General features: G+C 44.6%; 15 protein-coding genes, 1 tRNA gene and 1 pseudogene. 5 read left to right on the top strand and 12 right to left on the bottom strand.

Annotation, left to right across the window (positions count from 1 at the left end):
- Window positions 1–88: 88 nt before the first annotated feature.
- Window positions 89–1,480 (top strand): MltF family protein, encoded by a 1,392-nt coding sequence (locus tag ACK8P8_RS09225; RefSeq protein ID WP_369858965.1) that lies wholly within the window; start codon window positions 89–91, stop codon window positions 1,478–1,480.
- Window positions 1,481–1,640: 160 nt separating this feature from the next.
- Window positions 1,641–2,390 (top strand): hypothetical protein, encoded by a 750-nt coding sequence (locus tag ACK8P8_RS09220; RefSeq protein WP_099294001.1) that lies wholly within the window; start codon window positions 1,641–1,643, stop codon window positions 2,388–2,390.
- Window positions 2,391–2,465: 75 nt separating this feature from the next.
- Here the strand turns inward: ACK8P8_RS09220 and hydG are convergent, their stop codons facing one another.
- Both hydG and ACK8P8_RS09210 read right to left on the bottom strand, forming a co-directional pair.
- Complete coding sequence (gene hydG / locus ACK8P8_RS09215; RefSeq protein ID WP_292265795.1) at window positions 2,466–3,971, bottom strand: [FeFe] hydrogenase H-cluster radical SAM maturase HydG; 1,506 nt, start codon at window positions 3,969–3,971, stop codon at window positions 2,466–2,468.
- A 135-nt stretch (window positions 3,972–4,106) separates the two neighbouring features.
- Window positions 4,107–4,556, bottom strand: a complete 450-nt coding sequence (locus ACK8P8_RS09210) for a GatB/YqeY domain-containing protein (protein ID WP_292265793.1) — start codon at window positions 4,554–4,556, stop codon at window positions 4,107–4,109.
- A gap of 95 nt (window positions 4,557–4,651) precedes the next feature.
- Between ACK8P8_RS09210 and ACK8P8_RS09205 the strand changes: the two genes are divergently transcribed.
- The 3 genes from ACK8P8_RS09205 to ACK8P8_RS09195 all read left to right on the top strand — a co-directional run bounded on the left by ACK8P8_RS09205 (window position 4,652) and on the right by ACK8P8_RS09195 (window position 8,725).
- Window positions 4,652–5,983 carry an MATE family efflux transporter gene (locus ACK8P8_RS09205; protein ID WP_099294005.1) on the top strand — a complete coding sequence of 444 codons (1,332 nt, stop codon included), beginning with the start codon at window positions 4,652–4,654 and terminating at the stop codon, window positions 5,981–5,983.
- 112 nt (window positions 5,984–6,095) lie between these two features.
- Entirely contained in the window at window positions 6,096–6,995 is a 900-nt protein-coding gene (locus ACK8P8_RS09200; protein WP_369858966.1) for a lytic transglycosylase domain-containing protein, read from the top strand.
- A 59-nt stretch (window positions 6,996–7,054) separates the two neighbouring features.
- Window positions 7,055–8,725 carry a nucleoside kinase gene (locus ACK8P8_RS09195; RefSeq protein WP_369858967.1) on the top strand — a complete coding sequence of 557 codons (1,671 nt, stop codon included), beginning with the start codon at window positions 7,055–7,057 and terminating at the stop codon, window positions 8,723–8,725.
- 129 nt (window positions 8,726–8,854) lie between these two features.
- Here the strand turns inward: ACK8P8_RS09195 and ACK8P8_RS09190 are convergent.
- From ACK8P8_RS09190 to ACK8P8_RS09145, 10 genes and pseudogenes are all read right to left on the bottom strand, one after another.
- A pseudogene (locus ACK8P8_RS09190) lies at window positions 8,855–10,448 on the bottom strand (PD-(D/E)XK nuclease domain-containing ATP-binding protein).
- Between the two features lie 136 nt (window positions 10,449–10,584).
- The gene (locus ACK8P8_RS09185) at window positions 10,585–11,655 is read right to left on the bottom strand and encodes a redoxin domain-containing protein (RefSeq protein WP_186978043.1); all 1,071 of its coding nucleotides are present in this window, start codon (window positions 11,653–11,655) and stop codon (window positions 10,585–10,587) included.
- Window positions 11,656–11,679: 24 nt separating this feature from the next.
- Window positions 11,680–13,182: a DUF4998 domain-containing protein gene (locus ACK8P8_RS09180; protein WP_186978044.1), complete on the bottom strand. Its 1,503-nt coding sequence runs from the start codon at window positions 13,180–13,182 to the stop codon at window positions 11,680–11,682.
- A 3-nt stretch (window positions 13,183–13,185) separates the two neighbouring features.
- Window positions 13,186–14,472, bottom strand: a complete 1,287-nt coding sequence (locus ACK8P8_RS09175) for a DUF4959 domain-containing protein (RefSeq protein ID WP_186978047.1) — start codon at window positions 14,470–14,472, stop codon at window positions 13,186–13,188.
- A gap of 23 nt (window positions 14,473–14,495) precedes the next feature.
- Window positions 14,496–16,463: a RagB/SusD family nutrient uptake outer membrane protein gene (locus ACK8P8_RS09170; protein ID WP_186978049.1), complete on the bottom strand. Its 1,968-nt coding sequence runs from the start codon at window positions 16,461–16,463 to the stop codon at window positions 14,496–14,498.
- Between the two features lie 20 nt (window positions 16,464–16,483).
- The gene (locus tag ACK8P8_RS09165; RefSeq protein WP_255469631.1) at window positions 16,484–19,882 is read right to left on the bottom strand and encodes a SusC/RagA family TonB-linked outer membrane protein; all 3,399 of its coding nucleotides are present in this window, start codon (window positions 19,880–19,882) and stop codon (window positions 16,484–16,486) included.
- A 159-nt stretch (window positions 19,883–20,041) separates the two neighbouring features.
- The gene (locus ACK8P8_RS09160; protein ID WP_186978053.1) at window positions 20,042–21,205 is read right to left on the bottom strand and encodes a FecR family protein; all 1,164 of its coding nucleotides are present in this window, start codon (window positions 21,203–21,205) and stop codon (window positions 20,042–20,044) included.
- Window positions 21,206–21,517: 312 nt separating this feature from the next.
- On the bottom strand, window positions 21,518–22,087 hold the full coding sequence (locus ACK8P8_RS09155; protein WP_186978055.1) for an RNA polymerase sigma factor: 570 nt from the start codon (window positions 22,085–22,087) through the stop codon (window positions 21,518–21,520).
- Between the two features lie 36 nt (window positions 22,088–22,123).
- Window positions 22,124–22,780 (bottom strand): HAD family hydrolase, encoded by a 657-nt coding sequence (locus ACK8P8_RS09150; protein ID WP_186978058.1) that lies wholly within the window; start codon window positions 22,778–22,780, stop codon window positions 22,124–22,126.
- Window positions 22,781–22,852: 72 nt separating this feature from the next.
- Window positions 22,853–22,925, bottom strand: a tRNA-Trp gene (locus tag ACK8P8_RS09145).
- Window positions 22,926–22,941: the final 16 nt, after the last annotated feature.

Here is a 22,941-nt window from a genome sequence, read left to right as displayed (position 1 = left end):
TAGAGCAAGGGTAACAATGTTATTTCTCGAATAGACCTCTCGAAATCAACAACTACACGATTTCCATTTTATTTCGTATCTTTGCACCATGTATATAATAAGAGTTATTACATACACTTGGTTATTCTGGTTTTGTTTATCGGCCTGCGAGACAAAACGCGAAGAAGAACCGTTTATTATACCCGATGCCGGGACGCTGGAAAAAATCGAGCGACGAGGCGTCTTAAATGTATGTACTTATTACAACACGACAGACTACTACGTGTATAAAGGCATCCCGAAAGGTTTTCATTACGATCTGGTTAAAGATCTCGCCGATTTTCTCGATGTTAAATTACATATCGAGGTCAATTCCAACGTGGAAGATTGTCTTCGGGAATTAAACGAGGGGAAATACGATCTGGTAGCCATGAGTCTTTCGGTTACGGACGGCAGGAAAGAACAAATCAGTTTCACGGACCCGTTATTCTACACGAGTAACGTACTGGTACAAAACAAGAAACAAGATTCTTTAATACGGGACATACAAGATTTACGAGGAAAAGAAATTTTCGTTCAAGAGGGTACTACATACAAAAGTTTTCTCCGGGAATTGAGTGATTCTCTTCAACTGAATTTAAAGATCACGGAAGTAGAATATCTTACTTATGAAGATATCCTCCTGCAAGTAGAGAAAGGTGAGCTTCCACTTACCGTGATAGATAAAAATATCGCGCAGATCGCAGCCCAATACATGACACACATAGATTACTCGCTGGAATTATCGGGAGCGGAACCCGTGGCGTGGGCAGTAGCCGGAAAAGCAAAATACCTGCTCCATGAAGTAAACCAATGGTTGGGTGCCATGAAGAAAAGGGAAAAGTTTCCCGTACTTTACAACCGCTATTACAAAAGCAGTTACGTCACTTCGCTCCACAACTCGAAATACTACAAATTAAAAAACGGGATTATATCCAGCTTTGACCCGATCATCAAAAAAGAAGCCGCCAAAATAGGTTGGGATTGGCGTTTGCTGGCTGCCATAATTTTCCAAGAATCCGGATTCGACCCGGAAGCGACATCCAATTACGGGGCTGTCGGATTAATGCAAGTGATGCCGGAAACCGCATTGCAACTCGGTTTCGAAGATTACATAGAGCCGGAAGATAACATCAAAGTAGGAAGTTACTATCTCCAATACCTTGAAAAAATGTTTACCAAATATGACCTCGACACCTTAAACCGGATCAAATTTACTTTAGCCGCGTACAATGCCGGAGCGGGACACGTGTTCGACGCCATGAGATTAGCCGAATCCTACGGGAAAAACCCGAATATCTGGAATAATAATGTAGATTACTTCATCCGTTACAAATCCCGCCCCGAAATATACCGGGACACCCTGTCCCGCAACGGCTATTGCGACGGCAAACAAACCTTCAACTTCGTGAATAACATCATCGAAAACTATACCCATTATAGAAATACCATCCCAAGATGATTTACGATTTATGATTTACGATTTCGTGGTTAAAGAATCATTCAATCTAAAATCATAAATCGTAAATCTAAAAATACCTCAGGCGAATATTGATTTACTTTTATTTTTTTCATACCTTCGCATCAGAGTTTCGATCATCATTTTATTAATTATTAAAGACATGCCTTACAGAAGATTACCGAATACAGATGCAGCGAGGATAAGGGCATTGGAAACGGCCTTGAACAAAGAGGATTTCTCTGATATCAATAATTTACCGTTTTCTTTGAGCCTAAGGCAAAAAATTGAATTCTTTTTACCGAAATTCAAAACGGCAATCACAAATTCACAATGTGCCAGAGAAAAACAAATGGTAAATAGCCGGAAATACGGGGAATACACTAAAAAAGCCAAACTATATATATCGCACTTTTTGCAAGTGCTGAATTTTACTATTGCACGAGGAGAGTTAAAACCTATCGCGCGTACATTTTACGATATAGCGGAAGATGATACCAAACTTCCTTCACTCGTTTCCGACCAAGATTTGTTGGAATGGGGTGCAAAAATAATAGCCGGAGAACAGGAACGCACCCGTAAAGGGGGCGGAAATCCGATATATAGTCCCTCTATCGCTTTGGTTAAAGTAAATTACGAGAACTTCAAGCAAGCCTACGCTTCTCAAAAACAATTCCAACAAAACTCTGCCCGCTGTAGTGCCGAAGTAGCGCAATACCGGAGTGAAGCAGACGAATATATTCTTTCCCTGTGGAACGAAATCGAGGCACATTACGCCGATATAGACGACGAAGAAGAACGCCGCCAAAAATGCGAACGCTTCGGACTTGTCTACGTGTTCCGCAAAGGTGAACGGGAAGAAATAAAAAGAAAAAAGGAAGCCGAACGAATTACGCTCAAACTTCCGTTTTAATTTTAAATTTATGGATTTTAGATTTTAAATTTCATGGATTATTTCAATCTAAAATTTAAAATCTAAAATTGTAAATTACATGTATAAATCTCTTTCCCCTCTCGCGATCCGGTCGTAATATGAACGGAAGGTCGGGAGTAATTTATTCTTACTAAAGAAGGGGGTAGCCTCGATCTCTCTTAATTCCTGCTCGATCAGTTTCTCGCCGATCTCACGGGTCGCGGGAGAAGCATAGTCATTCAAGTACTCCCGGAAGGTCAAAACAGCGTTTAACTTACAGAACTTACCCTCGACTCCTTTTTCCAACAGGGTCATGATCTTATCTCCTGTACGCCCGCAACGATAGCCGGCAGTACAGAAAGAGGTAATCATCCCGTCGTTAGCCAATTCCCGTATCACTTCATCGAGAGAACGCTGGTCACCCAACATAAATTGGACTTTCTCGATATTCTCCTCCTGTTTCAATTTTTTGGCGTAAGCCCCGATACCCAATTTTGAAGAAGCGTCGGTTTGCGTGCACCCGAAATGAGTCAGTAAATCCCGTTTCAAGTTCGGTTCCTCGCGTGCAGTCACGATCAACCCGCTATACGGGATCGCCAGACGCAACACCGCAACCACCCGCCTCATGGCGTCATTGCTGACCAGATAAGGAGAATTCTCGCTCAAGAAAGACCCCGGGGCCGGTTGCATGCGCGGGAAAGACACCGTGTGCGGTCCGATACCGAACTGGCGTTCCAAATCCAAAGCATGATGCAACAATCCCATCACTTCAAACTTCCAGTCGTACAACCCGAACAGCGCCCCAATAGCCACATCGTCGATTCCCGCCTCCATGGCACGATGCATCGCGTAAAGACGCCAACGGTAATTCCCTTTCACCGTGTTGGCCGGGTGCAATTCCGCGTATCTCTCCCGGTGATAAGTTTCTTGGAACACTTGGAACGTACCGATACCCGCTCTCCACAATTTCTTCAAATCGGCAATCTCCATGGGTGCCGCGTTCACGTTCACCCGTCGGATATTATTAAAACCGTTCCCGGTAGGAGTTTCCCGTTTCACCGAATAAATCGTGGAGATAGATTCGGCTATATAGTCAGCCCCGTTTTTCGGGTGCTCGCCATACACGGCAATCATTCGCTTGTGTCCCTCGTCGATCACCGCGGCCGTTTCCTCCCGCACCTCGTCCATCGACAACACGTGGCGAATCTCCTCTTTATTTTCTGCCCGGAAACCACAGTATTTACAACTATTCACGCACAAATTCGACAAGTATAACGGGGCAAAGAAAACGATACGGTTATCATACACTCTTTTCTTCACCTCCAAGGCAGCCTCTTGCATCTCGTGAAAGAGTTCAGGGTCTTCCACGTTCAACAAAGTAGCCGTCTCGTCAGGCGTCAATATTTTTATTTCCAGCGATTTTTGTAAAATATCGCGCACTCGTTGCTTATCGGGGTTCTTGCCCTTTTCGATCTCTTCAAATATCTTTTCCTCGTCAATAAAATCTTTCCCGTCAACCAGATACTTATCAATCTCTGCCTGTTTAATAACATGAGCAGTCCAATCTTTCACAGTAGCCATTTCTTTCATTTTAATCTTATACAAAGATCGGAATTATTTACTCAATTCCTCCCCATTCCTGATACTTATTTTCAATCACGTCATAGACGGAATCAATAAAATACCCCGATCTTACGCGGACTTATTAGCACGTGATTACGCCAACAACTCTTTTACAATAGCGGAAATCATTTTGCCGTCAGCTATTCCGGCCAACTCTTTGGTAGCAACACCCATCACTTTTCCCATTTCTTTGGCTGAAGTTGCACCCGTTTTCTCGATAATTCCTTTCAAGGCAACACGCAATTCATCTTCACTCAACTGTTTCGGCAAAAACTCGTTCATCACCTCCACTTGAGCTATTTCATGAGCGTACAAATCCTCACGCCCCTGTTGCTTGTAAATTTCGGCAGACTCCCGTCCTTGTTTTGCCAATTTCTGGATGATCTTGATACTTTCGCTGTCGGCAATCTGCTCCGGGGCTCCTGCCACGGATTTAGCCTCGATGAAGACCTTCTTTATATTTCTTAAAACCTCAAGGCGGATCGTATCTTTCGCTTTCATGGCTGCCATGATGCCCTTACTAACTTGCTCTTCTATTGTCATTTTTGCTTGAATTTAAATTTACAACCCACGAAGTTACGATTTATTCTGCAATTTATAAAGATTATCCGTTAATTTTGCAGCCAAAACAAGAACACATGAAGACGGTCATCACGAACAAAACAGTTTGGAATATAGCCTACCCTATTATCCTTGGAAGTTTGGCACAAACACTCATTACCTTAACGGACACCGCCTTTCTGGGGCGTGTCAGCGAGATCGCCCTAGGTGCTTCCGCCATGGCAGGAATCTACTATTACGTGTTTTCCACGCTGGCATGGGGATTTTCCATCGGGATCCAGATCATCGTGGCACGGCGGTTGGGAGAAGGACGTCTGAACCGGATCGGGGTTGTTTTCGAGCACGGGTTATGTTTCGTGTTTCTGCTATCCACGTCGCTATTCCTCATTCAACGATATTTCAGTGATGTCCTCTTGGGAGCTTCCATACAGTCGCCCAATATCTACGAGGCGGCGATGGAATACATGTCATACCGCCATTACGGGATTATATTCGTGTGCTTCAACTTCTTGTTCAGGGCTTTATATATCGGGCTCTCCAACACGAAAATCATAGGCTACTCCACTGCCGCTATGGCAACGATCAACGTGGTATTCAATTATCTGTTGATCTTCGGTAAATTCGGTTTCCCCGAGATGGGAGTCGGCGGAGCCGCCCTAGCCTCCGTCATGGCTGAAATATCGGCGTTCTTGATTTTTATTTTCTACACGTTGCTGAAACTCCCCATCAAACAGTACGCCTTATTCTCCTTCCACAAACTGGAAGGATGGCTCATGCTGACCGTGCTTAAAACAGCGTTCCCCACCATGTTGCAAAAACTACTGTCTTTCGGGACATGGTACATCTTTTTCATGCTCATCGAGCACATGGGCGAACGTCCTATCGCCATCACGATCGTCGTCCGTAGCGTTTATATGCTGATACTTATCCCCGTCTTCGGTTACGGAGCGACAGCCAATACCCTTACCAGCCGACTCATCGGGGAACAACGGCAACCGGAGATCATGCCTACCTTGCGGCGGATCATGAAACTCGCCATGCTAAGCGTGCTTCCGGTGTTATTGATATGCTATATCTTCCCGCAACAGGTGTTATCTATCTACTCCAACAGCAGTGATCTGATTACCGCCTCCATGCCTTCCCTTTACGTGGTCGGATTAGCCGCGCTCAGCTTCTGCTTCGGGATCACGTTCTTTGAAGCCATATCCGGAACGGGTAACACGACTCATGCCTTGATACTCGAATCATTCGTACTCGTGTTCTACACATTCCAGACATGGCTGCTTACCACCGTCGTGCACGCTAACGTGGAATTCGTGTGGACTGTCGAGGTCACCTATGGCATGCTTATCGGTATCGTTTCTTGGTTTTACTTGAGATACGTGAAATGGCAACAGAAAAAACTGTAAAAGGATTTATAAACTCTTTTTCTCTATTTTTGCAACAAAAAGTAGGGAAAAACCCGTATATTCGAAAAATATAAATTCATTAGCCGTGCAAAAAAATATTATAATAACATTCTTGACTATACTAGTCTTAATAAACAGCGCCATAATCGGATACTACGTCTACAAGCAGGAGTTTGAGGAACCGGAAGAAGAGGAATATATACCGCATTTCTTATTGCCGTCAGACGTATTTTGTCCCGACACATTCTATCTGGCGGGGGAACGGGTCCCCTTGGAAAGAATCGACGTGATTGAAGCATTCAAGAAAGAATTGATCGTCAACACGAATCTTCATTCACACACGATACAGGTAATTAAAAATGCCCCCCGCTATTTCCATATCATAGAACCTATCTTAAAAGAAGAGGGCATACCGAACGATTTCAAATACCTCGCCGTCATTGAAAGCAGCCTCAACCCCTTAGCGGTATCTTACGCGGGAGCCGTCGGGATATGGCAATTGATGAGCGGTACGGCAAAAGAACTCGGGCTTGAAGTCACGAACGACGTGGACGAACGCTACCATATCGAGAAGGCCACCCGTGCCGCTTGTGCCTACCTGAAAAAAGCACACGAGAAATTCGGTTCGTGGACAGCGGCTGCCGCGTCCTACAACGGAGGGATGAATATGCTCTCCAAACAAATAGACCGCCAGAAAGAGAAGTACTTCTACGACCTGCTAATGGGGGAAGAAACGGGTCGCTACGTCTACCGCATGATGGCGCTGAAACAGATCATGGAAAACCCTCACTTGTACAACTTCCACGTGGGGATCAAATACCCCATCGAGCCGACAACACAAGTCAAGGTAACCAAATCAATCAAGGACTTGGCGGACTTTGCCCAAGAACACGGGATCACGTACAAAACGTTGAAACGATTCAACCCATGGCTCAGACAAACATCATTAAAAAACGGAAAACATAAAACTTACTATATATTGATCCCGGAAAACAAGGAAGCATATAAATAAAGTTTGCGGCACGTTATTTGCAATCTTTGTCAATGTGAATTACATAAATGACTCGAAACATGGAAAAAAATAAAATAATTGTATTTTGTGAAAATACACAGGAAGCCTATCAGATTCCGACAGGCTCCAGCTTGAAAGAATTCAAAAAAATCGTGTTCCCCGATAATCACCAAAACATATTGGGTGCCTTGGTCAACAACGAGGTGCGTGACCTTCATTATGAAATATATAACCCGAAATACGTCAACTTTGTAGACGTAACTACATTGGACGGGTACAGCGTGTATACGCGGTCGCTGTTGTTCGTACTTTACAAGGCGGTAATCAATCTTTTCGGGAAGAAAACCCTAATCGTGGAGTATCAACTCTCCAACGGGGTATTCTGCCGTCTGGCAAACAAGGACATCATCCTCACGGGTGAACGGATCGACACGATCAAAGCGGAAATGCAACGCATCATTGATCATGACTACGAAATCACGCGAACGGAATACCCGACGGAAGAAGCCATCAAATTATTTAAACGCCAAGGACTGAAAGACAAGGAACTCTTACTTTCATCCCGGGGTAAACTATTCACCTCTGTTTATTCAATAGACGGCACGTGCGACTATTTCTACGGGACATTGGCTCCCTCTACCGGATGCCTGAAAGTATTCGATCTGATGGACTATAAAGACGGAATGTTGCTTTTGCTTCCCGACCGGATGAACCCGACCGAGATACTTCCGTATTACCCGCAGGAAAAACTATATAACACGTTCAGCGAATTCAAGCGCTGGGGTAAAGTACTGGAAGTCTCGCAAATCGGGCACTTGAATCAAGCCATCGAACACCGCCATGCCGGCGAAATGATTAAAGTCAGCGAAGCGCTTCACGAGAAGAAAATTTCTTTGATCGCCGACATGATCCGGAAAAGAAGGAAAAAACTAAAAGTAATATTAATCGCCGGTCCCTCTTCATCCGGGAAAACGACTTTCGGCAAACGACTGGCTATCCAACTTCTGGTAAACGGTATCAAGCCGGTCAATCTCTCGTTGGATAATTATTTCGTGAACCGGGAACAAACTCCTAAAGATGAAAAAGGCGAATATGATTTTGAAACCATTGACGCGTTAGATATCAGCACGTTTAATGACAATATCGTTCGACTGTTGCGAGGCGAGGAAGTCGAAATCCCCAAGTTCTCGTTCGAAACTGGACAACGCTTCTATGATGGTGAAAAATTAAAAATATCCAAGAACAACGTGATTATCGTGGAAGGAATCCACGGGTTGAACCCTAAATTAACCGAATATCTCCCGCAAGAGAGTCTGTTCAAGATATTTATCTCGGCTCTGACCGCTATCTCTATCGATGATCACAATATCATTAACCCGTCGGACAATCGCTTGATTCGCCGCATGGTCAGAGATCACAAATACCGCGGTTACTCGGCTTTGGATACGCTGAAAAGATGGGAAAGCGTCCTTTCCGGGGAACAAAAACACATCGTTCCCTATCAAGAAGAAGCAGATGTCATGTTCAACTCGGCATTGGCGTACGAACTCGGTGCGTTGAAACAACAAGCCGTCCCCCTGTTGGAAGAAGTTCTGGTAAAATACCCGGAACACTCGAAAGCAACCCGCTTGCTGAAATTCTTCTCGTACGTGCAAACGGTACCAACTCGAGAAATCCCGCCCACTTCGATTCTTCGAGAATTTCTGGGTGGAAGTTCATTCAAATATTAAATACGAGGGCATGTCGCAACATGCCCTCCCTCTTGTCCACCAATTCACGTTGCGTACAAACAAAATTCAAGAAGTATTAAGGCTTCACCCCTCATACCGCATTCTCGCACATTTGCCTAACATATATCTTTATTCAACCATTTTCCAATCCTCTACGGTGCCGGTTTCCGAGGAGAAACTCACGCCAATACGGTAGAGTTTACGGGAATCATCTAGATATGGACGGACATACCCCTTCTCCTCGATTTGATGAAGGGCTTCATCAGCACTGCCGTCCAGTTTGAATTCAAAAATATAAATATACTTGTCTGTTTCCACGATACAATCCACCCGCCCTTCGCTCTGCTCTTTCTCCGTGTAGACTGTATAAACACTTACAAGACGCAAGATCAAGTAAAAAGTATAGTGAAAATATCGCTCTTTCTCCCGCTCGTTTTCCTTCCGACGCATCGTGTAAGGAATATCGCTCAAAAACGAGGTTAACAGGCGACGGAATCTCTCCAAGTCACCTTTCTTCAAGGCTGCAACAGCCTCCCTTACCCACGAACCCGCCTCAACGGCAGATTTAAAGTAATCGCCTGGCGACCACCGTCACGAAACCTTTCTTTACCTCGTTATTCGGGAAGTCAAGCAGGAAAGTGTTATCTTCCCAATTATAATCTTTTATCGTCAAGTAGCCACTCTGATAAATCATTGGCAAAGGCTTCTCAACATCCGCCTTGTAATCAACAAACTCTTGCGGTTCGTAGTAACGCCCCGTCAACTCGTCCAAATCTTCATTCGTGTGACGCAACAGACGAACGAGATAGGTCGGCGTACCACTACTGAACCAGTAGTCCTGTATCATCATCGAACCAAAAGCGTTCAGCAAACTGAACGGGTTATAAACATCCACCATACGCGGACTAAAATGATAACCGTCATACTGTCGCTTCAATAATTGCTTCATCTTCGATACATCACAACTATATAGTTTAGACATTTCCGTTATCGGCTCCACGAAATAACTTTCCAACTCTTCACCCGTGATACCGCAAAGTGCCTCGTAACGACCATCCATGCTAATGTCTTTCGGTTGATTGAAACCGCTGAACACGCTGACCTGCGAGAATTTAGTCACACCCGTCAAGAAAACAAATTGCAAATGCTCGTCGGCAGCCTTGAATACCGAGTAGAATCCCTTCAACACACCACGATTCCACTCTTCCAGCAGCATCCGGTTGCCATCCACATCGATTTCCATACCCGTGTCCAACACGTCGAGCAAAGGCTTGTCGTACTCGTCTATCAATACCACGACACGGCGCCCCGTTTTCAAGTGCACCCGCTCCAGCAAGCGGATAAAACGGATTCCCCGGTCGGTTCCTTCCTCTTCCACGATTCCGTATTCTTTCTCCCATCCCGAGATATAGGAATCGATCACATTTTCCAAAGTCCCACCTTTCAGAAAATTACTACCGTTGAAGTCGATATGAAACACCGCATACTCCAACCAGTCCTTTTCTAACTCGTCTATCGCCAGTCCCTTGAAAAGTTCCTTCCGTCCCAGAAAATAATTCTTCAACGTGGACACCAACAAACTTTTCCCGAAACGCCGGGGACGACTAAGAAAATAAATCTTCCCTTCTTTCACAAGGGAATAAACCAAATCGGTCTTGTCTACATAAACATAACCGTCTTCTATTATCTGGTCAAAACTCTGGATGCCTATCGGGTATTTCATCATAACACTACATTTTAATGTCATCTTTGCAAAGATAGGACAATTTTTCGACTCTTATATTTCACGCATCCCAATATTAGCAAGGGAGGTGTGTAAAAACACACCTCATCACAAATAGTTCATCAGAAAAAGACTATTATTTTTTCAGCAATTCTGCTACTTTTTTCTGGAGTTGTGCCCCGCGGAGATTTTTGGCGATGATACGGTTATTCTCGTCCAACAATATCATGCAAGGGATACTTTTCAAACAATACAGACCGGCAATCTGGGAATTCGGGTCGATACCATGTTTCCATATCATGCCATCCTCGGAGATCGCTTTTGCCCAATCATGTGGTTGCTTATCAAGAGAAACACTAAAGATTTCCAAACCCTTACCCCGGTAATTTTTGTACAATTTCACCAGATTAGGGGTTTCTTGACGGCAAGGAGCACACCATGATGCCCAAAAGTCCAAAATCTTCACTTTCCCCTTGATGCCATGCAAAGAGATAGTGTCACCTTCCACCGTTTGAGTGATAAAATTAGGTGCCACGTGTCCCGGTTCCAACATCTCGTAACGGGCAATCATATCCGCTATCGCCATTCCCGAAGCAGACGCCTTCGCCTCATCACCTAACAAATTATACCTCTCTTTCAAAAACTCAGGACTCACTTGCTGCATGGATTGAGTAATAACGTAAGCCGCCACGAACGTGTTGTTATTCGCTTTCAAAAGATTCATCTCCGCCTCTTGTGCCCTCTTCATGAATTGCTCGTACTGCTGGTTCAGCGCCTGTGCTTTCATCTGGTTTTGTTCCTGCATGGCAGCCTGCATTTCTTTTTCCAAACGTTTTCTTTCCTGCAACAAGCTGGCATTGATTGACTGGAAATCATTGTAAAGACTCTGCATCGCCCCTCCTTCCACGTACACCATTTGCGCATTAGCCGTCACGTTGAACTCCGCATTTTCCAACATCACCGGAATTACGCCCTTGCGATCTGCCGTCATAATGTAAGCCACTTGCCCCACGTCGACTTTCCCGGTCAGGACAAAAGCCCCGTTCTCCATATCCGCTATCGCCAACGTATCGGCAGCATCCGATATCAAGTACATTTTCCCATCAGCCATACCTTGGGTTTGAGCGGTAATTTTAAACCCCTCCTGTGCCATGCCGGTCATGGATACTCCCATGACCAACATGATTATTCCTAATATTTTATTCATTATTTTACCTAATTTGTTCAACAATTATTCCTGAAACGGAACGATATCTCCCAAAAGAGTTCCTAAACTAGCTTGGTTGCTCGTTTGATAACGGCGATCTGACACCATCACCCGGATATAACGAATATCATATTGCCGATTAAACCGAATCAAGGTGGCCTCTCCCGGGGCTCCTCCCAAAGTATTTTCCTCCACGTAAGTGGGGTTTTGCCAATCTATCCCATTTCCGGACACGCGGATTTTCACTCCTATCGGTAAAAAGTTAATATCAACACCGGCAACATCGGCCTGCATCACTTTCAAACCATTTATCGAGCGAATACTTTTCATATCAACCGTCAATTCAAAAGTACGTGCAGTACCGGAATGCTGGAGAGGTTTCCAAATTGTCTTGGCATTATCGTCCAACAAACTATTCCCATCGAAACCCGGTACCTCCGGCGAACAGTTTACCGTCCAACCCGTCATATCCAAGGTTGTCAACGCATCTAAATCTACCAAATTCGCATCCTTCATGTCCGTGATTCCTGCCGTACCCTCGGGAAAATAATGTGTGTTATAACGCTCGACCTCCAATCCCTGCAGAAATTTTCCCGCCACATCAAGGCAAAAAAGGCTCAATGCCCTTTTCGAATCGGATAATTCGCTGGAATTCGTCATCTTGTCACTAGTCATATACCGATTTTTACCCAATACCAACTTCGTGAGATTCGGGAATGCCAAAATATCCTCCAAAGAAACAAGGTCATAATCCAACTCCAATTCCGTCCGGTTCAAAAAATCAGCCTTAAAATCAGTTTCCCCGTAACGTTCACGCATCGCCAATTTGAAATCGGAAAGTAACGTCGGTTCATGTGGCAACGTGTAATCCGCAAAAGCAATCTCGTCAGGGCAATTCGCCAACCGTCCACGCCGTTTTAACACGACGGGCTTTCCAACCTGCACATCTTCCACGAGAACAAACTTCTTCGCAAATTCGGCTGCATTCAATTCATGCTCCCGTTTCACGTTGTCCGTACCCGTGTATTCCAACCAGAAACGCTCAATATTTGCATTCCATGTCCCGTAAAACAATACCAAATTGTTTTTCACGAAAAAGTGTTTCATGATCCCGCGAGTAAATCCGATCACCTCTTCGTGATTGTCCGTGTATGGCCGACCATATTTCACCTCATTCGTTGTCAACGAAGCATTCCCTTTATCGTCAATAGCTCTCACAGTAATCTCGTAAGAAGCATCCTCCAACCCACGGATCACACATTCTTCTACTGCTGCCGGCACCACCGTATCGAACACGTAAGAACCCGCAGAACAAGTGACCTTATTCTCCACTACATTAGGATCCAAGCTATTTTTCCATTTTACAGTCAGACGTTTCCAACCGGACTCCACGGTCACGTTCGAACACATACCCACGTAGCGAACCGGTCCGTCTCCGGTATAATCGCTAATCGTGTCTTCCAAACTTTCGCGGCACCCAACCAAAGCAAGAAGTACGATGCCTAATAATAAATATATCTGCTTCATAATTTAATTCTCTTTTTTCACGTAAACTTCCAATTCATGGTAGGACACATTCTCATTCATATTGGAGAAAATCGGATTCGTGTTAAACACATCATCTACCTGTACTTTCAAAAATCGGTACGTGTCCTCGCTCAATTTGAAAACCACCTCGCAATAACGCGGATCAATAGCATCCATTTGTTCTTTAGTTTTCAAAGGACCCACATAACTATTTCCCCATCCGTTGGCAGCAGGTTCATTCGGATTCGTGTAATAATTTCCCAATAACACCCAACCGGCATCATCATTAGCATCATTCGAGGCGTATATCTTGATATCACATGGCAACCTGTCATTATAATTTTGATTAAATGGGCCATACGTATATATACCGGCATCATTCATGCTAAAAAACAAATACAAACGCACGGAAGCCGCTACACGGGACTGTTTCATGTCGACCAGCACATAACTTCCCATAGCACCGTTTTTAGTACAATACGTGAAAAATTCCGCAGATTTACCGTTTGCCAGACGGGTAGCACCTTTGATGTCTCCATCCGTCAGGTATTGAATACCTAATTTCTGAGTTGGATCCTCCAAACTCCAATTCCCCGGATCTGTCACCTCGAACTCGGAAGCAGGCAATTGTTCCGAAGCATAACCTTTTATTCCCTTCCAAATCCGCTTATGCGCAATGTATCCCCTGTAATCTTCCGCTTCCACGATAACAGTATTTTCCTCATCATCAAAGTTTATTTCGAAAAACTGTTCACTTTCTCCACTCGTTATCGTCATGTGATCCGCGAACAAAGTATCCATTTTCTGGGTATAAGCATTTAGTCCCACGTAGTACACGTTGACCAGCCCCGTCACTTCTCCCGTGTAATTGGAACGCAAATACACCCCGTTCCAAGCTTCTTCAATCTCCACGTTATCGAGAAAAGCATACGGACCGGAAACCAAGGTGCTAAACGTACGGTGTATAGGCTCCGACTCCACGTTGTTTTTATTCGTGAACACGATTTCCACCGGGACATTCTCCCGGGCCTCATTAAATCCTAAAAGGGAAAGTGTATCAACGAAAACACTGGAAGATACCTCCATCATTTTTCCTTGTGCATCCGTGTAACGTGCCCGCACGGCATAAATATCCGTGGGACCGGGGATATTGTAATGCATTACCGCCCCTCCGTTTACCGGAGTAAACCAAATACTATCTTCAGGAATAGAAACATCCAAACGAGTCTCGTCGTCGTCGCACGCGAACAACCCGAATATCAGCAATAATATCAATATTGAATTTTTCATATCACTTCAAATTTTAAATTCATTTACCATCCCGGATTCTGTACCACACCGGACACTTGTGCTTCCTCGCTACGAATGGGGAAAAGATAATCCTTCGGAGCAGAAAATCCTCGTTTACGCCATACAATCACAGGCTCCCCGTGATTATAGAACGTCTCGGCATCCTCTCCCAACACATTCCAACCGTACAGAGGCTCATTCAATTCCTCATGGGCAATCTTCCAACGACGAAGATTCCAAAAACGGTGCCCCTCGAAAGCTAATTCTATATTTGTTTCCCGACGAATAATCGTGCGCATACCCATTTTTGTCGTCACCATTTCCGGGTGTGTGCTGTATTCCGTCCAAGCTTTCCGAACATCAGGAATACCAGCCCGTTCCCGTACTTTGTCGATAGGATCGTACACCCGATTATCCGGCTCATCCAAATACTCGTTCCATGCCTCCGCCTGCATCAGGTACAATTCCGCCAAACGCAATAAGGGGAAAGGAGCGTTTGCTTTCGTTTGAACATTCTGCGGGTATTGATTAGTCCGAATATCCGAATAGGTATGTTTTTTCAGCCAATACCCGCTTTGATTTTGAGCCGTCTGTGTAACAATAGAAGCATAAACCGATCCGAATTTCTCACCCCGGTAAGCTTGCACCAACAAATTATTATCAGCATCCCAAGCATTCACTTTCTCTCCTCCCCGCTGCCAATAAGTACGGTCAGCCGCAATACAAGCATAAAAACGGGGTTCACGCCGCAAATGCAGGTTCAATACATCGGTTCCCTCGGGAATAACCTTCGTGTAAACGGTCATATCGGTTTCCCGTCCCATTTGGTAACGATCATCAAACATCCAATTTTTATCCATGTCTATCGGCAACCCGTTCTCCGTGTAATACATTTCCACCATCTTCAAGGAAGGAGAAAGACAACCTAACAATTTATCGTTCCGATGATTCCAATCCGTTTCCAAACGAGGAAGAATATAACTGTACAAATGATTTTCTATGTACGGGTCTGTATTTGGCATTTTTGACTGAAAAAGAATCTCTCCAACCTCATCATAAGAATCCATCAATACAGAATTCTCCACGTCTGTCATAACATTCAATAAATTTGTTGCTTTCCCTGAAGTGCCCTGTTTCAGTGCCCAACCGTATTGCTCGCAAACACGGACAGCCTCATCACAAGCCTCTGCTGCACGCCGCCATTTTTCCTTGTCTTTCACTTTACTGAAAAGCAATTCTCCGTTTTTATTCGTAAAATCCGCATAGAACTCATTACCATTAAATAAGTCGGACGCCTGATACACCAACGCTTTCGCCTTCAATGCCAAAGCAGATTCCTTGGTGAAATAACCTCGCCGCGACAACTCCTTCTGGTTATAAGCATACAACACCGGTATCGCCTCATCCAATAGGCGAACCACCTCGTTGAAACATGTATCCACATGACTTCGAGGAAATTTCATCTCTTCAGTGGAAGCCGTCACGTCTATATTCTGCGGAATCAAGATAATAGACCCGTACATACGAATCAATTCAAAATAATAAAATGCCTTTACAGCCTTTACCTCTGCCACCCATTGGGCTTTCTCCTCTTCCTGCATATTGTGTGTCTCCCCGATATGTTCGAAGAGCGTATTGCAATAACGGATGGCAGCATAAAAACTGGTATTTTCCCATTTTCCACAATACGGGTTAGAGGCTGATTGCAGTCCATCCCCTATAAACAAGGAGTTGAATGGATATCTTCTATATAAACGCAAATAATCGTTTGCCACCAATTCGTCCGCCCCGGTTAACCCGATATTATTCGGAATATTTGCCATACCCGGAATCCACGAATAGCAAGTTTCTACCCATTCGAGCACCTGACTTCGCTGTTCAAAAATAGTTTCAATCGTGTCAACATCGCCTTCCGGCACGATATCCAGATAGTCCTTGCATCCGCACCAAAGCAAAACGGAAAGGCCGACAGTACATAATAGCTTTTTCATATATCATAATACATTTAACATTAGAAACTAAAATTCAATCCCACGGCATAGGTTTTTTGTATTGGGTAATTGAAACCGTTCTCGCCCAACTCCACGTCCCATAAATCAAAATTAGAGATGATAAACGGGTTGTTTGCCCGCACAAACACTTTCAAGTTCTGCATTCGCAATTTGTTTTTTATCCTGTCAGGCAGATTATACGCCAATTCCAATCCCGTGCAACGCAGGAAACTACACTCTCGCATGAAATAAGTACTCTTGTAGGCTCCCGTATTGTAATTATACCAATTCTCTTGGGGATTATGGTGCGTGATACTATTCGGGGACAATCGCGGCCACAAAGGACGTGTACTCATATTATCTACCGTCCAATGGTCATCGGCAATTGCCTGAAGTACCGTACCGGCATAAAAAGGTGAAACATTCTTGGGATTAATAAAAAAACCGCGACGCCCGGAACCTTGGAACGAGAAAGAGAATTCAATATTTTTGTAATTGACAAATCCGCCAAAACCGTAAGTAATCCGCGGTGTTTCCGGAAAACCGATATGCACGGCATCATTAATGTCAATAGTACCATTCCCATCGATATCCCGATAACGAATATCACCCGGCATCACATCCCCGTCTTGATGGGCCGCATTAGCAATCTCCATCTCGTCACGGAACAATCCCTGATCGATATATCCAACCGCCTGAGACAGCTCGTGCCCGATTTTACTCTGCCACTTGGGTTTATCAGTTGCTTCGTCCAGTTCCAAGAAAATAGCCTTATTATAAGTGAAAGTCCCATTCAAAATAATCCAGAAGTCCGGAGAAAAAGCATGCTGTATCTTGCCGGAAAAATCCAATCCCCGAGAACGGGCTTTACCGATATTTGTCAACTGAAAACTTTGAATACCGATATTAGCAGGTATCGTCCTACGATAATCCAAAATATTATGGCGCACTTGTTGGTAAATATCCACCGTGAATTCTCCAATACCGTTGAATAACTTCACTTCCAATCCCAAGTTCACTTGTTCGGCGATCTCCCATTTTATATCTTCGTTTGCATAAACTTTAACATTCCATCCTGACGCATGATCCACCCCGGGACGAAGAGATTGAAGCGAATTCGAGTGCGTAACCTGCTCCAAATGCACGAAACGCGGCTCATTAATGATCCCATCATTTCCCACCTTACCGTAAGAGAGGCGGAATTTCAAGAAAGACAACCAATTGGAAGTACTCATCATCCATGGTTCACTGGAAGCCACCCAAGCCACACCACCAGCAGGGAAGAATCCCACTTTGTTTTTCCGTGCAAAACGCTCGGAACCGTTATACCCGAAACTAGCTTCTGCAAAATAGCGGTCTTTAAAACCGTAAGTACCCCGCATAGAAAAACCCATATTCCGTCTTTCCACGGAATTTAAAAAATCATCCGGGGCAGAACTTGATGCCTCCAAAGCGTTAAACACCGCTGTCAGACTAGTTTGGTGGTCACCCCATGCCGCCGTGTGGAGAGCCCGCAATTCCCATGTCAATTGGGTTTCGGAAGTATGCTCCTTGTCGCCCATTTCTATTGTCCGTTTGGCATCATTCCCGTTCAATGCATACAACGTGTGCTTACCGGTTCCTTCGTCATATTTTCTCAATTCATACTCGAAAGGTTTTGTTTGATACGGAAGGTAATAGTACCCCACGTTGGCAAGCGACACACTCCCGCGTACTTCCAGCCCTTTGAGTAAAGATGAAAGATTATGGATATATTCCAATTTGTTAGTCACAGAATATCGGTTCCGATCTACGTATCCCATATGAATAGCCTCGTACGGATTAGCATTGGGTCCCCCCGAACCATAGTTTCCAAATCGGATATGCTTCCAATTATACGTTTCATCTGCCGGGTAAGTAGGCGCAAATCGCACTGGATTAGCCTTGAATGCCAATTCATAAGCCGCCCTCACGTCTGTTAACGGTCCATGGTATTTGTCCCAGTTGGTCACGGAATTCAATAACAATTTGATATTCGGGTGAAGGTTCACGTTCAGATTTGCCCGAAACGAGAGCGTCGAATTCTTGATGTTCACGTCAAACTCATTCAACCTGTCGGTCTTCAACATCCCCATATCCCTCACGTAATTCACGGAAGAATAGTATTGCATCACGCGGGAACCTCCCCGGATATTCACACCCAAACGATGGTTGACATTGTAATCCTTGAACAAAATGCTGTACCAATCGTTGGCGGGATACACCCAAGAGGGATAATTTTTGGATTCCCTTCGACTGATGTCCAACACGGAATACTCCGGTGCGGCATTCGGATCGCGACTACGTTTTGCCTCGTTGTACAATTTCATGTAATCCACGGGACTCACCACGTCGATCTCCCGGGTCGGCATAGACATCACCGCCTCGTAACGCACGGAGGTATAAACATTTCCCGCCTCCCCTTTCTTGGTCGTTACGAGGATTACACCGTTCGCACCCCGGGCACCATACATCGCCGTGGCAGAAGCATCCTTCATCACGGAAAAAGATTCGATATCCTCAGGTGAGATTCGGGACAAATCTAATTTCGAAGATTCCACTCCATCAAGTAAAATGAGCGGGTCTATATTCGCTCCTGTCTGGAAAGAAGTGATACCACGGATATAGAATTTCGTGTTCATTTCCTCCTCAGTCAACGCTCCGGGAATACCTCCCGTCTGCCAACCCACGATACCGGCAATCTTTCCCGCGAAACTGGCAGTCAAATCACTATTGGAAGATTTCAAGTCCATCGGGCGCACAGTGGTAATTGCAGAGACCACACTCTCCTTTTTCTGCTCACCGAAAGCCACGACAACCGTTTCATCCAATTCTTGAACATCTTCTTCCATCGTGATGCGAAGCGTGTCCTTCGCCATTTTCTCCGTAAAATCAATCGTCTTCTTTTTAAACCCGATAAAAGTGAATTCTAACGTTCCGGTTATCATAGGCAAATCCAACGCAAACCATCCCTTGGCATTCGTAGACGTACCTATCGTCAATCCTGCCACTTTCACCGTCACACCCGGCATGGATTGCTTCTGCTTGTCGTACACGTACCCTTTCACTCGCACGGATTTCGGCTTCTCGTCACTTATTTTCTCCCGGATAACAACAACATTCCGGTCGAAAGTAAACGTGAGGCCCAAACCGGGCAGTAACTCTTCCAAAACTTTCACGAGCTCCCGGTTTTCAGCCTTCACGCTCACCACACCTTTCGCCTGCATCAAAGCGTAATTATAAAAGAAATCACACTTCGACTGTTTACCCAGTTCTTCCAACACCGTGGTTAATGTCACGTTTTGCAGGTCAACAGTCACTTTTGCGTTTTGCGACAGCACACTGGCACTCACTGACATGCACACACCAAATAATAACGCACTCAATAATTTCATAAACATTAACATTTTGCGCCATGACTTCCAATAGTATGGCCAAGCGCAGTTTCGCCTTTTTTTCATAGTTTTGTGATTATAATTGTACATGATATACTTTCCTTTCGGTGCAAATGAGTCGGAAAGTATATTCGATTAATTACAGGTTGAAGATTTCCGAGGTCTTCAATCTGTTTTTCTTTTCACGGTTATCGTGTTTCCTTTTATTACAAATTCAACATCTCGTGTTTCTTCCATCTTCTTTAACAGATAGTTAATATCATCGTAACGCTTCAGACGTCCCCCGAATTCCAAACGCTTCAAATCCTGATTTTGGTAAAAAACCGTTAAATCATACCATCGGACAAGGACATCCATAATATTCTCGAGAGCTTCCCGCTTGAAGTAATAATACCCGTCTTTCCAAGAAGTGTACACCTCCGTGTCTACCACACTCACATCAACCTTCCCGTTCTGCTTATCGTACACGAGTTGCATTCCGGGTTGTATAACTTGCTGTCCCGTCTTGTAATTCACTTGTACTCGCCCTTCAACCAAAGTTGTTGCCACAGTTTCCTTCTCCGGGTAAGCGTTCACGTTGAATGCCGTCCCCAGCACTCGCACGTCCACGTCACCCGCCCTCACGACAAACGGTTGGGTCGAGTCTTTCGCCACTTCAAAATATCCCTCCCCGCTCAATGTTACTTCCCGCCGCTTCCCCGTGAACCGCACGGGATAACGCAAAGAGGAACCCGCATTCAAGTAAACCTTCGTGCCATCCGCCAACTGCAAATTATATTCCCCGCCCCGGGGCACCCGAATCGTGTGGTATTCCACTTGTGCCCCCTTCTCTCCCGCATCGTAAATCAAAGTATTGCCATCACTAATCACTCGCGGAGTCACGCTATCAGCAGTAAGCACCACTTTCGCGGCAGTATCCAATCGAACCACCTCTCCCCGCGGCAATACCAACTCCGCCCGAGCCCCTCCCGGGATAATACTCGTGGCAACCACTTGTACCGATTCATTTGTTTGTCGTCCAGGGAAAAGCATAAAATAGGCTGTCAATCCCAAGCACAAGGCAATACCCGCCGCCACCGAGAAGTGCCGCACGAACCGGACTCTCCGTTGTTTTCTCACGATTTGTTCCACTTGTTCAAAAACGCATGCGCTCTTCCGCCGACCATGTAACTTCGCACCGGAAGAAGCTATTTCCTGAATCTCCCGCCCGAAACGAGAAATTCCCCCGGAAGCCTCTTTCCAACTTTCCAAGATTTGCCGCTCCTCCGCGGAAATATCCTCTCCCGCTACCAGATCCGCCAATATCCTATCAATTTCATTCTCTTTCATACCCATTATTAGTGGTTGTTCACTAATATATCACCACACTTTTCATTTAGGGTGAAAAGAAAATAAACTTTTTTCATGAGTACTGGCAAAAAATTCTCCGCCCCCTCTATTCATCTCAACACTTCTCGCATATTTCTCCCTATATTCTCGGGGATTTGGCAACCTATTAATAAGTTTATATACTATTATAAATCTATTACTATACGATTTTATTCAAATAGCAATCGAATAGCAATCGAATAATAATCCAATAGCAGGTAGCGAAAACACGGAGAATTCCCCGTGAATACACGGAAGAATCGTACCTGTAAATCATTCTTCAACGAAGAAAAGCAAAATGGAAGAAAAAGATTCCTTATTCAAATGTTCCCGCAAAAATCGGAGCGCTATCTTCATTTGAGTTTTCACGGTATTTATACTGATACGCAATGTACTCGCGATCTCTTGATATTTCATATCGTCAAGAGAAGCCATCAAAAATATTTTTCGGCATTCGTCCGGCAGACGATTTATCATACGATATAACAATTCTATCTCTTGCCCAGCTTCCTCTTCACGGAGGATTCCGGGCAAAATGTATTCATCAACGGATGAATCATCGTGCATTTTATCCCGGCGATGCTTATCCCGAATATAATTTATCGCCCGAAATCTCACGGCTTGAAACATAAACCGCTCCAAATCCCCTTTAAAATTCTGCAACCGCCGAGAGAACCACAAGTGGACAAAACATTCTTGCACAATATCCTCAGCCTCTTCCGTATCATGCATCATTCGAAAACAATACAATAGAAGAGGCTCGTAATAAACATCAAAAAGCAACTGCATCGCCGCCTTTTCATCCTGTTTATACAATGATAATATTTTTCCGCTATGCACCATGCCGCTCCATGTTTAGTGCAAAGTTAGCATATATTTTCAGTTTTCATTCAATATTACCAATATATCTGACGGCTGTTCCGCGATATGGCAAGCCCCGTTTTCCAGTAATTCTTTCCGCTCCCTAAATCCCCAAGTTACCCCGACAGACGTCACGCCGCTATTCACTGCCGTCTGCATATCCACCCCGGAATCACCTACATAAAGTACTTCATCTTTATTTACCCCTGCCGCTTTGATAATATCGAACACTATTGTTGGGTCCGGTTTAATGGGAATCCCCTCCCGTTGTCCGAATACAAAATCGAAAACTCCTTTCCCGAAATATTCGGGAATCAACTCAACCGTCGCCGCATGATACTTATTGGAAGCCACAGCCAATAACATACCCCGCAGTTTTAACTCCCCCAGCAAATCGACTATCCCGGCATAAGGAGCCGTGAAATCTGCCTTATGAATAGAGTAATAAGCCACAAAGTCTTCCCGTATTTTCATCACGTTTTCTACCGTACGAACGGCTTCGGGCAAAGCTCTTTCCAACAATTTATTTATCCCGTTTCCCACGAAATGACGATAAGCCGGTAACTCATGCTCCGGATATCCATGCTGCCGCAAAGCATAATTCGTACTCGCGGCTAAATCTTCCAATGAATTCAACAATGTTCCGTCCAGATCAAAAATCACCAATTTTATCATATTCTTCTCCCGTTCTTTTTATTATGACTAATAAATGACAAAAAAGGATACCTTCAAAAGGCATCCTCTTTGCACGGGAGGAGAGGTTCGAACTCCCGACCCTCGGTTTTGGAGACCGATGCTCTACCAACTGAGCCACTCCCGTGTTTCGTGCTGCAAAA

Source organism: Butyricimonas muris (assembly GCF_046365375.1).
GTDB lineage: Bacteria > Bacteroidota > Bacteroidia > Bacteroidales > Marinifilaceae > Butyricimonas > Butyricimonas muris.
This window is presented reverse-complemented; position numbering and strand designations above follow the sequence as displayed.

Coding starts and splice junctions, on each gene's coding strand:
- hydG (WP_292265795.1), bottom strand. CDS start 3,971: ATGGCTACTGTGAAAGATTGGACTGCTCATGTTATTAAACAGGCAGAG.
- ACK8P8_RS09185 (WP_186978043.1), bottom strand. CDS start 11,655: ATGAATAAAATATTAGGAATAATCATGTTGGTCATGGGAGTATCCATG.
- ACK8P8_RS09165 (WP_255469631.1), bottom strand. CDS start 19,882: ATGTTTATGAAATTATTGAGTGCGTTATTATTTGGTGTGTGCATGTCA.
- ACK8P8_RS09210 (WP_292265793.1), bottom strand. CDS start 4,556: ATGACAATAGAAGAGCAAGTTAGTAAGGGCATCATGGCAGCCATGAAA.
- ACK8P8_RS09170 (WP_186978049.1), bottom strand. CDS start 16,463: ATGAAAAAGCTATTATGTACTGTCGGCCTTTCCGTTTTGCTTTGGTGC.
- ACK8P8_RS09160 (WP_186978053.1), bottom strand. CDS start 21,205: ATGAAAGAGAATGAAATTGATAGGATATTGGCGGATCTGGTAGCGGGA.
- ACK8P8_RS09220 (WP_099294001.1), top strand. CDS start 1,641: ATGCCTTACAGAAGATTACCGAATACAGATGCAGCGAGGATAAGGGCA.
- ACK8P8_RS09205 (WP_099294005.1), top strand. CDS start 4,652: ATGAAGACGGTCATCACGAACAAAACAGTTTGGAATATAGCCTACCCT.
- ACK8P8_RS09225 (WP_369858965.1), top strand. CDS start 89: ATGTATATAATAAGAGTTATTACATACACTTGGTTATTCTGGTTTTGT.
- ACK8P8_RS09195 (WP_369858967.1), top strand. CDS start 7,055: ATGGAAAAAAATAAAATAATTGTATTTTGTGAAAATACACAGGAAGCC.
- ACK8P8_RS09180 (WP_186978044.1), bottom strand. CDS start 13,182: ATGAAGCAGATATATTTATTATTAGGCATCGTACTTCTTGCTTTGGTT.
- ACK8P8_RS09150 (WP_186978058.1), bottom strand. CDS start 22,780: ATGATAAAATTGGTGATTTTTGATCTGGACGGAACATTGTTGAATTCA.
- ACK8P8_RS09175 (WP_186978047.1), bottom strand. CDS start 14,472: ATGAAAAATTCAATATTGATATTATTGCTGATATTCGGGTTGTTCGCG.
- ACK8P8_RS09155 (WP_186978055.1), bottom strand. CDS start 22,087: ATGGTGCATAGCGGAAAAATATTATCATTGTATAAACAGGATGAAAAG.